This window comes from Streptomyces sp. NPDC048057, assembly GCF_040653095.1.
Classification (GTDB): domain Bacteria; phylum Actinomycetota; class Actinomycetes; order Streptomycetales; family Streptomycetaceae; genus Streptomyces.
Window position 1 is genome coordinate 19,849 of sequence record NZ_JBEZNF010000044.1, and the last position, 12,502, is coordinate 32,350.

Genomic DNA, 12,502 nt, shown 5'->3' on the forward strand with positions numbered 1-12,502 from the left:
ACGGAACATCGTCCGGTACCCGCCGCGGACTGGAACGGAAGGCCCCACCGCGTGAACGCATCAGCACCCCTGCACGAATCGCCCGACCCCCGGGACCGCCCCGCCCGGCTGACCGTCGGCGTCGTCGGCGCCGGCCGTGTGGGCCCCGCGCTCGCCGCCTCGCTCCAGCTCGCCGGCCACCGTCCGGTCGCGGTGTCCGGGGTCTCCGACGCCTCCAGGCGCCGGGCCGAGGCACTGCTCCCGGACGTCCCCCTGGTCACGCCCGCGGAGGTGCTGGCTCGTGCGGAGCTGGTGCTGCTGACGGTCCCGGACGACGCGCTGCCCGCGCTCGTCGAAGGGCTCGTCGACACCGGAGCCGTCCGCCCCGGTCAGCTCCTGGTCCACACCTCCGGGCGGTACGGCACGGGGGTGCTCGCCCCGGCCACCCGCGTCGGTGCCCTGCCCCTCGCGCTCCACCCGGCGATGACGTTCACCGGCACCAGCGTGGACGTGCAGCGGCTCGCGGGCTGCTCGTTCGGCGTGACCGCGCCCGAGGAGCTGCGGCTGGCCGCCGAAGCCCTGGTCATCGAGATGGGAGGGGAGCCCGAGTGGATCGAGGAGGAAGCCCGCCCGCTGTACCACGCGGCCCTCGCCCTGGGGGCCAACCACCTGGTCACCCTGGTCGCGCAGGCCATGGAGCTGCTGCGCACCGCCGGCGTCTCCGCGCCCGACCGGATGCTCGGCCCCCTCCTCGGCGCCGCGCTCGACAACGCCCTTCGTTCCGGCGACGCCGCGCTGACCGGCCCCGTGGCCCGCGGTGACGCCGGCACGGTCGCGGCGCACGTGGCCGAGCTGCGCAAGCACGCACCGGGCACGGTCGCCGGCTACCTCGCCATGGCCCGTACCACCGCCGACCGCGCCCTTGCGCACGGTCTGCTCAAGCCGGAGCTCGCCGAGGACCTGCTCGGCGTCCTCGCCGACAGCAAGGAAGGCGAGCCTCGATGACGCTGGAAGACGGCTCCGGCCCTCGCGAAGCGACGCACCCGTCGGACGCGACGCACCCGTCGGACACGCGCCCCGAGGCCACGCCAGCAGCGGCCCCGCAGTCCGCGCCGGACATTGCGCTGGTCCGTACGAAGGCCGAGCTGCACCGCGCCCTGACCAGCGCCCCCACTCCCGGCGCGGCCACCGCGCCCACCGCCGTCGTGATGACGATGGGCGCCCTCCACGACGGTCACGCCACCCTCGTCCGCACCGCCCGCGCCCACGTCGGCCCCGAGGGCCGCGTCGTCGTCACCGTCTTCGTCAACCCCCTCCAGTTCGGCGCCGGCGAAGACCTCGACCGCTATCCGCGCACCCTGGACGCCGACCTCGCCACCGCCGCTGCTGCCGGCGCCGACGTCGTCTTCGCCCCCGCGGCCGACGAGGTCTACCCGGGCGGCCAGCCCCAGGTCCGCATCACCGCGGGCCCCATGGGCGAGCGCCTCGAAGGCGCCAGCCGCCCCGGCCACTTCGACGGCATGCTCACCGTCGTCGCCAAGCTGCTCCAGCTCACCCGCCCCGACACGGCGTTCTTCGGCGAGAAGGACGCCCAGCAGCTCGCGCTCATCCGCCGCATGGTCCGTGACCTGGACTTCCCCGTGGAGATCGTCGGAGTCCCCACCGTCCGGGAGGACGACGGCCTCGCGCTCTCCAGCCGCAACCGCTACCTCTCGCCCGCCGAGCGCAGCACCGCGCTCGCCCTGTCCGGCGCCCTCTTCGCCGCCCGTGACCGGCTCGCCGCCCAGCAGGCGCTGCTCGCCAGGGCCGAGACCAGCACGAACATCGCCGCCCGCGCCGAAGCCCTCTCCAAGATGGGCGAGGCGCGCGCCGCCGCGGACGCCGCGGCTGTGGCCCACGCCGGCCCGGGCACCGCCGCCGCGGTCCGCGCCACTGCCGGCGCCGTGCTCGACGAGGCCACCCACGCCATCCCGCCGCTGACGCTCGACTACCTGGCCCTCGTGGACCCCGCCGACTTCACCGAGGTCCCCGACGACCACCAGGGCGAGGCCATCCTCGCGGTCGCCGCCAAGGTCGGTACGACCCGGCTGATCGACAACATCACGTTGAGGTTCGGAGCCGCCCCGTGACCGACCGCCACCGCCCCGCGCAGGAGAGGTCGACCGCCCCGGGCATACGCCTGGACGCGCCCCCGCCCGGCTGGGCCATCGCCGCCGACGTCGTCGTGGTCGGCTCCGGAGTCGCCGGCCTCACCGCGGCCCTGCGCTGCGCCGCCGCCGGCCTGACCACCGTCGTGGTCACCAAGGCCCGCCTGGACGACGGCTCCACCCGCTGGGCCCAGGGCGGCATAGCCGCCGCCCTCGGCGAGGGCGACACCCCCGAGCAGCACCTGGCGGACACCCTCGTCGCCGGCGCGGGCCTGTGCGACGAGGAGGCCGTACGGCTCCTGGTCACCGAGGGCCCCGACGCCGTGCGCCGACTGATCGCCGCCGGTGCCCGCTTCGACACCTCCGCCGCGACCGGCGAGATAGAGCTGACCCGCGAGGGCGGTCACCACCGTCGGCGCATCGCCCACGCCGGCGGGGACGCCACCGGTGCCGAGATCTCCCGCGCCCTGGTCGAAGCGGTCCGCGCCGCCGGGCTGCGCACGATCGAGAACGCCCTGGTCCTGGATCTGCTCAGGGATGCCGAAGGCCGTACCGCCGGCGTCACCCTGCACGTCATGGGCGAGGGCCAGCACGACGGCGTGGGCGCGGTCCACGCCCCGGCCGTCGTCCTCGCCACCGGCGGGATGGGCCAGGTGTTCGCGGCCACGACCAACCCCGCCGTGTCCACCGGCGACGGCGTGGCGCTGGCCCTGCGCGCCGGCGCCGAGGTCTCCGACCTCGAATTCGTCCAGTTCCACCCCACCGTGCTCTACCTCGGCGCCGACTCGGAGGGCCAGCAGCCGCTGGTGTCCGAGGCGGTACGCGGCGAGGGCGCGCACCTCGTGGACGCGGCCGGCACCCGCTTCATGGTCGGGCAGCACGAGCTGGCGGAGCTGGCCCCCCGCGACATCGTCGCCAAGGCGATCATGCGGCGCATGCACGAGCAGGACGCCGACCACATGTACCTGGACGCCCGCCACTTCGGCGCCGCCATGTGGGAGCACCGCTTCCCCACCATCCTGGCGGCCTGTCGGGCCCACGGGATCGACCCCGTCACCGAGCCGATCCCGGTGGCCCCGGCCGCCCACTACGCCTCCGGCGGCGTGCGCACCGACCTCGACGGCCGGACGACGGTGCCCGGGCTGTACGCGTGCGGCGAGGTCGCGTGCACCGGGGTCCACGGCGCGAACCGCCTCGCGTCGAACTCGCTCCTGGAGGGCCTGGTCTTCGCCGAGCGCCTCGCCGCCGACATCGCCGACAACGCCCACATCGCCGGCAACGTTCACATCGCCGGCACCCCGGACACCACCGGCACCCCCAGCGCCTCGGACACCGCAGCCGCGGCCCCTGCCCCCGGCGTCGTCCTCCCGCTCGTCGACCCGGCCGTCCGTGCCGACGTGCAGCGCATCATGTCCCGCGGCGCGGGCGTCCTGCGCTCCGCCGAGAGCCTGCGCGCCGCGGCCCGCGCCCTCGACGAGGTCCACCGCGCCGCCGCGGCCCCCGCCGAGTCCGGCGACACCGCCAAGCCCGCCGTCCCCGGCGTCGAGTCCTGGGAGACCACCAACCTCCTGTGTGTCGCCCGCGTCCTGACCGCGGCGGCGCTGGAGCGCGCGGAGACCCGCGGCTGCCACTGGCGCGAGGACCTCCCCGACCGCGACGACCGGACCTGGCGCCGCCACCTGGTGTTCCGCCTGGCCCCCGACCCCGCGGCCGACCCGTACCGCGTCGCCCACCGCGTCCACCGCACCGAGAGCACCACCTTCCCGCCGACACGCCCCAGGGAGCCCCAGCCGTGAGCACGCCCGAAGAACGTCCCGTACCCGTGGACGTCCCCCTGATCCAGATCGGTGCCGATCCCACGGGCACCGCTGGTCCCGCCGGCACCACCGGCGGCTGTGGGGACGCCTGCGGCTGCGGCCACGGCGCCGACGACGAGGTGTACGAGTGCGGGCTCGACCCCGCGCTCGCCGCCCTCCTCGCCGCGGCCGGCCTCGACCCCGTACAGGTCGAGGACATCGCCCACCTCGCCCTCAGCGAGGACCTGGACGGCGGCGTGGACGTGACGAGCGTGGCGACCGTCCCCGAGGACGCGGTGGCCACCGGCGACTTCACCGCCCGCGAGGCCGGCACGGTCGCCGGCATCCAGATCGCCGAAGCGGTGCTCTCCATCGTCGTCTCCGACGAGTTCGAGGTGGAGCGGCACGTGGCGGACGGCGACCGCGTCGAGGCCGGCCAGAAGCTGCTGTCGGTCACCACCCGCACCCGCGACCTGCTGACCGGCGAGCGCAGCGCGCTGAACATCATGTGCCGCCTCTCCGGCATCGCCACCGCCACGCGCGCGTGGGCGGACGCCCTTCAGGGCACGACCGCGCAGGTCCGCGACACCCGCAAGACGACCCCCGGGCTGCGCGCCCTGGAGAAGTACGCGGTCCGCTGCGGCGGCGGGGTGAACCACCGGATGTCCCTGTCGGACGCCGCGCTCGTCAAGGACAACCACGTCGTGGCCGCGGGCGGCGTCGCCGCCGCCTTCAAGGCCGTGCGGGAGACGTTCCCCGGCCTGCCCGTCGAGGTCGAGGTGGACACCCTGGAGCAGGTCCACGAGGTCCTGGAGGCCGGCGCCGACCTGATCCTCCTGGACAACTTCACCCCCGAGGAGACCGCCGAAGCCGTCGCCGTCGTCGCCGGCCGCGCCACCCTGGAGTCCTCCGGCCGCCTCACGCTCGACAACGCGCGCGCGTACGCCGAGACCGGCGTCGACTACCTCGCGGTCGGCGCCCTCACGCACTCGTCCCGCATCCTCGACATCGGCCTCGACCTGCGCGCCCCCGTAGGCGGAGCCGTCGACGCCGCGGGGGAGGCGAGCGCCTGATGCTGCTCACGATCGACGTCGGCAACACCCACATGGTGCTCGGCCTCTTCGACGGCGAGGAGATCGTCGAGCACTGGCGCATCTCCACCGACGCCCGGCGCACCGCCGACGAGCTGGCGGTGCTGCTCCAGGGCCTGATGGGCATGCACCCGCTGCTGGGCGTGGAGCTCGGCGACGGCATCGAGGGCATCTCCATCTGCTCCACGGTCCCCGCCGTCCTCCACGAGCTGCGCGAGGTCACCCGCCGGTACTACGGCGACGTGCCGGCCGTCCTCGTCGAGCCCGGCGTCAAGACCGGCGTCCCCGTCCTCACGGACCACCCCAAGGAGGTCGGCGCGGACCGCATCATCAACGCGGTCGCCGCGGTCGATCTCTACGGCGGCCCGGCGATCGTCGTGGACTTCGGCACGGCGACGACGTTCGACGCGGTCAGCGCGCGCGGGGAGTACGTGGGCGGGGTCATCGCGCCCGGCATCGAGATCTCCGTCGACGCGCTCGGCGTGAAGGGCGCGCAGTTGCGCAAGATCGAGCTGGCCCGCCCGCGCAGCGTGATCGGCAAGAACACGGTCGAGGCGATGCAGTCCGGCATCGTCTACGGGTTCGCCGGCCAGGTCGACGGCGTGGTGCGCCGGATGAAGCAGGAGCTGGCCCCCGAGGAGCCGGACGAGGTCACGGTGATCGCGACGGGCGGCCTCGCGCCGATGGTGCTCGGGGAGTCCTCCGAGATCGACGAGCACGAGCCCTGGCTCACCCTGATCGGTCTGCGCCTGGTCTACGAACGGAACGTCTCCCGGATGTGACCGGGCCGACCAGGAGTGATCCGCGGTGATCCGGTCGGGTGGGCGGGTTGGGCCGGCCGGGTACGGGGACACCCCGCTCCCGTCGCTCCACCGGCACGCCCGGAAAGGGGCAATTAACCCGATATTGTCGAAGTCGCACGTATCGTCGGGCCATGCCCACGCCATACGGATCCCGCGGCGGAATGGCCTTCAGCGCAGACGAGCTGCGTGTGCTCCGACGCGCCCTCGCCGTCACTCTGCATCCCGCCCCCCTCGCCGACGAAGACGTCCAGGACTGTCTAAGGCTGGCCGAGTCCGTTGACGAGGCGGCGCACGAGGCGGGCCGGCTGCGCGCGTTCCTGCTCGCCGATCTCGCCCGCTACCGCGCCGCGCTCCCCGGCGCCACCGCGGGATACCTGGAACTGCTCCAGGACGCCCTGGCGGCCGGGTACGACCCGCGCCCGGACGACCTGGCCGCCCTGCGCACCCTGCGCGGCCACGCGGTCGCCGAGGCCGCCCTGGAGCGGTGCCAGGTGCTGGCCGAACGGTCCGTACGGGCCAGGCTCGCGGGCCGCCAGGTCGCCACGCCCGCCCCCCGCACCCGGCTCCTCGCGCTCCCCGGCGGTCGGACCGAGACGCTGCCCGAGCCGGCCGCCGACGACCTCCAGTACGCATCGTGCGGTACGTACGTGCCCGGCAACGCCAGCGCCGCCCACCATGGCTCCGGCAGCTCCAGCGGCTCCGACGAGACCCCCAAGCCGCGCCCCAAGCCTCAGCCCAAGCCGGAGCCGGCCAAGCCGCGGCCGGCGGCGCCCGCGCCCGGCGAGCGCCCGGTCCCCAAGCCGTCGGAGGTCTTCCCGCCGCGCCGCCGCCCCGCCCCACCGGCGGAACAACGCGCGACGGCGTGACCCGCCCCCGCACCCTGACCCCGCCCCGGCCCTGACACCGCCCCCGGCTACGCTGACTCCATGGACTACGTATCCGCGCTCGTGCCTCCCGTGGTGATGGCCGTCTTCTTCACGACCCTGATCGTGACGATCGTCAAGAGCCAGGGCGGTCCGAACAAGGCCAAGGAAGACGCCTACGTGGACGCCGCCCTCGCCCGCGCGAAGGCGGCGGGGCAGGCGGGATCCCCCTCCCCGGCCAGCAGCGCCGCCCAGGGCGACTGAGCCCGACGCGCAAGCGCACTGAACCTGACGCAGGGCCTTCCGCCTGCGCCTGACCTGCGCCCGCATCCCGCCCGGCTCCGGGCGCCGCTGCGCAGGTGGACGTATGGATGACATTATTTGTCACCCATACGTCCTTTTTGTTATGCCGCTACCAATAATTCCGAGTCATCCCACTATGGTGGATTTGTGCCCCGGCCATTGGGAGAACTCGAAGACGCCGTCATGACCCGCGTCTGGCAATGGAACCGTCCCGTCACCGTTCGGGAAGTCCTGGAAGACCTCCAACAGGAGCGTTCCATCGCCTACACGACGGTGATGACCGTCATGGACAATCTCCACCAGAAGGGCTGGGTTCGCAGGGAAGTCGAAGGCCGCGCCTATCGATACACGGCGGTCTCCACGCGCGCCGCCTACTCGGCGGCCCTGATGAACGAAGCGTGGGCGCAGAGCGACAACCCCGCAGCCGCGCTGGTCGCCTTCTTCGGGATGATGTCGCCGGAGCAGCGGGAAGCCCTCCAGGCCGCGGTCCGCATCGTGCAGGCGGACGTCGTGCAGGACGCCCCGGAACCGAACGCCGAGGCGGGCCAAGAGCCTTCCGAAGGGTCCTCGGGAGCGCCTTCGGAGGGACCTTCCGCAGCGCCTTCGCGCGAGGCGTCCGAGGGTGCAGAGGGCGACGACGTCCCGGAAGGTCCGGGGCGATAGCGTCGGCGCATGCCATATCCCGCCGCAAATGCCATCACCGTACGCCGCGCCAGGACCAGCGATGTGCCGGCGGTCCGCCGCCTCCTCGATCCGTACGTAGGCGATGGCATCCTGCTCGACAAAGCGACCGTCACTCTTTACGAAGACATCCAGGAGTTCTGGGTCGCCGAACGCGACGAAGACGGTACGGTCGTCGGATGCGGTGCGCTGCACGTGATGTGGGAAGACCTGGCGGAAGTGCGCACTCTCGCCGTCGATCCGGTCCACAAGGGCGCGGGCATCGGCCATCAGCTGCTCGACAAGCTGTTGCACACCGCGCGCTGGCTCGGCGTGCGCAAGGTTTTCTGCCTCACCTTCGAAGTGGCCTTCTTCGGCAAGCACGGCTTCGTCGAGATCGGTGAGACGCCGGTCGACGGAGATGTCTACGCGGAGCTGCTGCGTTCCTATGACGAGGGCGTAGCCGAGTTCCTCGGACTCGAACGCGTGAAGCCCAACACCCTCGGCAACAGTCGGATGCTGCTGCAACTGTGAGCCCTCCTGAGAGCGCCGGCAGCACGGACGGCACCAACAGGCTTGACAGCCTTGTCAGCTCCCCTCTCGTCATGACGTGACCGGATCCCTATGTCCGAATCGCGCATGTTTCCCGCGTTCTCAGGGTTCTGAACCTCTCTCAAGGGTTTGTGTTTTCCAGAGAAAAGCGGTTTCCTTTCCGCGTACTGCATTTTCGATGAAAGGAAATCCGGTGGCACAGAAGGTTCAGGTCCTTCTTGTTGACGACCTCGACGGCGGCGAGGCGGATGAGACGGTGACGTTCGCGCTGGACGGCAAGACCTACGAGATCGACCTCACCACCTCCAATGCGGACAAGCTTCGCTCGCTCCTGGAGCCGTACGCCAAGAACGGCCGGCGCACCGGTGGCCGCGCCGCCACCGGCCGGGGCAAGGGGCGTGCCGCGAGCGACAACAAGAACACCGCGGAAGTGCGTGCCTGGGCCAAGGCGAACGGTTACGAGGTCAACGACCGCGGCCGAGTCCCCGCCACGGTGCGCGAGGCGTACGAGAAGGCCAACGGCTGATCCCGGCCGACGTGCGCGTCCGGCGCGCTCCTAATCGGACGGGTATTCGCCCGCTGCGTATTCGTACGTGCCCGCAGGCGCGGCACGGGCATTCGCACGCAGCAATCGGGCGCGATGGCATTCGGTGGCCAGCGTGTCCAGGAGTCGCACCAGATCGGGGCCCCGCACCGACCCGGGGTCCCCGTCCGCTCCGGCGCCGCGCCCGAACGGCGCCAGTGCCGGGAGGGTCGGCTCCACCTCGCGCCCCGGCACGGGGGGTCGCAACCACACCGCGACCCCCTGTGCGCCGGACCAGCCGGGTGGTACCGGCGCGGCCGTCCGGCCGCCCGCGCCCACGGCGCTCAGATCGAGGGTGACGCCGCCCCATTCCAGCCACTGGAGCAGCCCCGGCACCTCGTCGGCGCTGCCGGCCGCCACCAGCAGCCGCATCCGCTCCCCGTGCAGGGCCACCGGGCCGAGCGGACCGAGGGGCCCGGTCGGGCCCGCCTGGCGCAGTACGGCCGCACCGGCGTCCGCCGGCACGTCCAGGACGTCGAAGCGCAGCCCTGTCAGCAGGTCCACGCAGGGCGCTGCGGAGGGTGCCCCGGGAGGCGCCGGCGCAGTTCGCGGAGGTCGGGGGGCCTCGGCGACCGCCCAACCCAGCCCGGTCGCGTACCAGCGCGCCACGGACGCCGTGGTGGCGACGTGCGCCTCAGGAGGCTTGCGCGGAAAGGGCAGCGCGATCGTCATACCCCCGGGAACTCCCCGCCGCCCCCAGTAGTTACGCAGGGTGGGTGACGAGTTGCGCACGGTGTCCGAAAGGGGGGTCTTCGCGTCCGTTCGATCCCGTGGCGATGTTCGCCCTTAGCTGAGGGAACCTGGGCGCGCCGCATGGAGTGTCAGTGCTTACGGGTAAGACATTCCTAGTGAGGAGGGGCGACACGCTCGTACGGCGGCCGTGCGTTCGCCATCGGCGTACAGATGGCGCGAGTAACTGCCTGGCCTGCGGGAACATCGTCTCGCACCATCGGGTTGGAGCATTTGTCGGCGTTCAGGGCTCAGGAGGCCACAGACGGGTGTCGGCAGTTGGAATGAGCGGTCCCCGCTTGCGGGACTAAGCTGCGGAAGGACAGGGAGGGGACCGACCCCTTACTGCCTGACCGCTCTGAGGAGCGATTAACGATGTTCGAGAGGTTCACCGACCGCGCGCGGCGGGTTGTCGTCCTGGCTCAGGAAGAAGCCCGGATGCTCAACCACAACTACATCGGCACCGAGCACATCCTCCTGGGCCTGATCCACGAGGGTGAGGGTGTCGCCGCTAAGGCCCTGGAGAGCCTCGGGATTTCGCTCGAGGCGGTCCGCCAGCAGGTGGAGGAGATCATCGGTCAGGGCCAGCAGGCCCCGTCCGGGCACATCCCCTTCACGCCCCGTGCCAAGAAGGTCCTGGAGCTGTCGCTCCGCGAGGCCCTCCAGCTGGGGCACAACTACATCGGTACGGAGCACATCCTGCTCGGCCTGATCCGCGAGGGCGAGGGTGTCGCCGCCCAGGTCCTCGTGAAGCTCGGCGCCGATCTGAACCGGGTGCGGCAGCAGGTCATCCAGCTGCTCTCCGGCTACCAGGGCAAGGAGGCCGCCACCGCCGGTGGCCCCGCCGAGGGCACTCCCTCGACCTCGCTCGTCCTGGACCAGTTCGGCCGGAACCTCACCCAGGCCGCCCGCGAATCCAAGCTCGACCCGGTCATCGGGCGCGAGAAGGAGATCGAGCGGGTCATGCAGGTGCTGAGCCGCCGCACCAAGAACAACCCCGTGCTCATCGGCGAGCCCGGCGTCGGCAAGACCGCCGTCGTCGAGGGCCTGGCGCAGGCCATCGTCAAGGGCGAGGTGCCCGAGACCCTCAAGGACAAGCACCTCTACACCCTCGACCTGGGTGCGCTGGTCGCCGGCTCCCGCTACCGCGGTGACTTCGAGGAGCGCCTGAAGAAGGTCCTCAAGGAGATCCGCACCCGCGGCGACATCATCCTGTTCATCGACGAGCTGCACACCCTCGTCGGTGCGGGCGCCGCGGAGGGCGCGATCGACGCCGCCTCGATCCTCAAGCCCATGCTGGCCCGGGGCGAGCTGCAGACCATCGGCGCCACCACCCTCGACGAGTACCGCAAGCACCTGGAGAAGGACGCCGCCCTTGAGCGCCGCTTCCAGCCCATCCAGGTCGCGGAGCCGTCGCTGCCGCACACCATCGAGATCCTGAAGGGCCTGCGCGACCGCTACGAGGCCCACCACCGGGTCTCCATCACGGACGAGGCCCTGGTCCAGGCCGCCACCCTGGCCGACCGGTACATCTCGGACCGCTTCCTGCCGGACAAGGCGATCGACCTGATCGACGAGGCCGGCTCCCGGATGCGCATCCGCCGGATGACCGCGCCGCCGGACCTCCGCGAGTTCGACGAGAAGATCGCCGGCGTCCGCCGCGACAAGGAGTCCGCGATCGACTCGCAGGACTTCGAGAAGGCCGCTTCCCTGCGGGACAAGGAGAAGCAGCTCCTGGCGGCCAAGGCCAAGCGCGAGAAGGAATGGAAGGCCGGCGACATGGACGTCGTCGCCGAGGTCGACGGCGAGCTCATCGCCGAAGTCCTCGCCACGGCGACCGGCATTCCCGTCTTCAAGCTGACGGAGGAGGAGTCCTCCCGACTGCTGCGCATGGAGGACGAGCTCCACAAGCGCGTCATCGGTCAGAAGGACGCCATCAAGGCGCTCTCCCAGGCCATTCGCCGTACGCGCGCCGGTCTGAAGGACCCGAAGCGTCCCGGCGGCTCGTTCATCTTCGCCGGCCCGTCCGGCGTCGGTAAGACCGAGCTGTCCAAGACGCTCGCCGAATTCCTCTTCGGCGACGAGGACGCGCTGATCTCCCTCGACATGTCGGAGTTCAGCGAGAAGCACACGGTTTCCCGCCTCTTCGGCTCCCCGCCCGGCTACGTGGGATACGAAGAGGGCGGCCAGCTCACCGAGAAGGTGCGCCGCAAGCCGTTCTCCGTCGTCCTCTTCGACGAGGTCGAGAAGGCCCACCCCGATATCTTCAATTCCCTTCTGCAGATCCTGGAGGACGGTCGGCTGACCGACTCCCAGGGCCGCGTCGTGGACTTCAAGAACACGGTCATCATCATGACGACCAACCTCGGGACCCGGGACATCTCCAAGGGATTCAACCTGGGCTTCGCCGCCCAGGGCGACGTCAAGACCGGCTACGAGCGGATGAAGGCCAAGGTCAACGAAGAGCTGAAGCAGCACTTCCGGCCCGAGTTCCTGAACCGTGTCGACGACACCGTGGTCTTCCACCAGCTCACCGAGGAAGACATCATCCAGATCGTCGACCTCATGATCGCCAAGGTGGACGAGCGACTGAAGGACCGCGACATGGGCCTGGAGCTCAGCGCCACGGCCAAGTCGCTCCTCGCCAAGAAGGGCTACGACCCCGTGCTGGGCGCCCGGCCGCTGCGCCGGACCATCCAGCGCGAGATCGAGGACATCCTGTCGGAGAAGATCCTCTTCGGCGAGCTGCGCCCCGGTCACATCGTGGTCGTGGACACCGAGGGCGACGGCGAGGAGAAGAAGTTCGTCTTCCGCGGCGAGGAGAAGTCGGCCCTGCCGGACGTCCCGCCGATCGAGCAGGCGGCCGGCGGAGCCGGGCCGAACCTGTCGAAGGAGGCGTGACCCCGCGAAGCGGGTGCGCTGGTCGGTAACGCGGCTGCCCCGGACTCGTACGGAGACGTACGGGCCGGGGCAGCCGCGTTTTCGCTTGCGCGGGC

General features: G+C 71.7%; 12 protein-coding genes. 11 read left to right on the top strand and 1 reads right to left on the bottom strand.

Annotation, left to right across the window (positions count from 1 at the left end; genetic code table 11):
* Positions 1 to 51: 51 nt before the first annotated feature.
* The 10 genes from AB0E05_RS33790 (at position 52) to AB0E05_RS33835 (ending at position 8,720) form a co-directional block, all read left to right on the top strand.
* Entirely contained in the window at positions 52 to 984 is a 933-nt protein-coding gene (locus tag AB0E05_RS33790) for a DUF2520 domain-containing protein (RefSeq protein ID WP_361970925.1), read from the top strand.
* Positions 981 to 2,108: a pantoate--beta-alanine ligase gene (panC, locus tag AB0E05_RS33795; protein WP_361970927.1), complete on the top strand. Its 1,128-nt coding sequence runs from the start codon at positions 981 to 983 to the stop codon at positions 2,106 to 2,108. Before AB0E05_RS33790 ends, panC begins: the two co-directional genes overlap by 4 nt.
* Complete coding sequence (locus tag AB0E05_RS33800; protein WP_361970929.1) at positions 2,105 to 3,922, top strand: L-aspartate oxidase; 1,818 nt, start codon at positions 2,105 to 2,107, stop codon at positions 3,920 to 3,922. Before panC ends, AB0E05_RS33800 begins: the two co-directional genes overlap by 4 nt.
* The gene (gene nadC / locus AB0E05_RS33805) at positions 3,919 to 4,995 is read left to right on the top strand and encodes a carboxylating nicotinate-nucleotide diphosphorylase (protein ID WP_361970931.1); all 1,077 of its coding nucleotides are present in this window, start codon (positions 3,919 to 3,921) and stop codon (positions 4,993 to 4,995) included. The genes AB0E05_RS33800 and nadC overlap by 4 nt, the downstream gene beginning before the upstream one ends.
* Entirely contained in the window at positions 4,995 to 5,795 is an 801-nt protein-coding gene (locus AB0E05_RS33810) for a type III pantothenate kinase (protein WP_361529014.1), read from the top strand. Before nadC ends, AB0E05_RS33810 begins: the two co-directional genes overlap by 1 nt.
* 182 nt (positions 5,796 to 5,977) lie before the next feature.
* Positions 5,978 to 6,682, top strand: coding sequence for a hypothetical protein (locus AB0E05_RS33815; RefSeq protein ID WP_361970970.1), 705 nt, complete (start codon positions 5,978 to 5,980; stop codon positions 6,680 to 6,682).
* A 60-nt stretch (positions 6,683 to 6,742) separates the two neighbouring features.
* Positions 6,743 to 6,943 carry a hypothetical protein gene (locus AB0E05_RS33820; RefSeq protein ID WP_361970933.1) on the top strand — a complete coding sequence of 67 codons (201 nt, stop codon included), beginning with the start codon at positions 6,743 to 6,745 and terminating at the stop codon, positions 6,941 to 6,943.
* 186 nt (positions 6,944 to 7,129) lie between these two features.
* Positions 7,130 to 7,645, top strand: a complete 516-nt coding sequence (locus AB0E05_RS33825) for a BlaI/MecI/CopY family transcriptional regulator (RefSeq protein ID WP_361970935.1) — start codon at positions 7,130 to 7,132, stop codon at positions 7,643 to 7,645.
* A 9-nt stretch (positions 7,646 to 7,654) separates the two neighbouring features.
* Positions 7,655 to 8,176, top strand: a complete 522-nt coding sequence (locus AB0E05_RS33830; RefSeq protein WP_361970937.1) for an amino-acid N-acetyltransferase — start codon at positions 7,655 to 7,657, stop codon at positions 8,174 to 8,176.
* A gap of 211 nt (positions 8,177 to 8,387) precedes the next feature.
* Positions 8,388 to 8,720 carry an Lsr2 family protein gene (locus tag AB0E05_RS33835; protein ID WP_361529002.1) on the top strand — a complete coding sequence of 111 codons (333 nt, stop codon included), beginning with the start codon at positions 8,388 to 8,390 and terminating at the stop codon, positions 8,718 to 8,720.
* Between the two features lie 30 nt (positions 8,721 to 8,750).
* Here AB0E05_RS33835 and AB0E05_RS33840 read toward each other — a convergent pair whose 3' ends face one another.
* Positions 8,751 to 9,449 carry an SCO3374 family protein gene (locus tag AB0E05_RS33840; protein ID WP_361970939.1) on the bottom strand — a complete coding sequence of 233 codons (699 nt, stop codon included), beginning with the start codon at positions 9,447 to 9,449 and terminating at the stop codon, positions 8,751 to 8,753.
* A gap of 432 nt (positions 9,450 to 9,881) precedes the next feature.
* Here AB0E05_RS33840 and AB0E05_RS33845 point away from each other — a divergent pair, with 432 nt between their 5' ends.
* Positions 9,882 to 12,407, top strand: coding sequence for an ATP-dependent Clp protease ATP-binding subunit (locus AB0E05_RS33845; RefSeq protein WP_361970941.1), 2,526 nt, complete (start codon positions 9,882 to 9,884; stop codon positions 12,405 to 12,407).
* Positions 12,408 to 12,502: the final 95 nt, after the last annotated feature.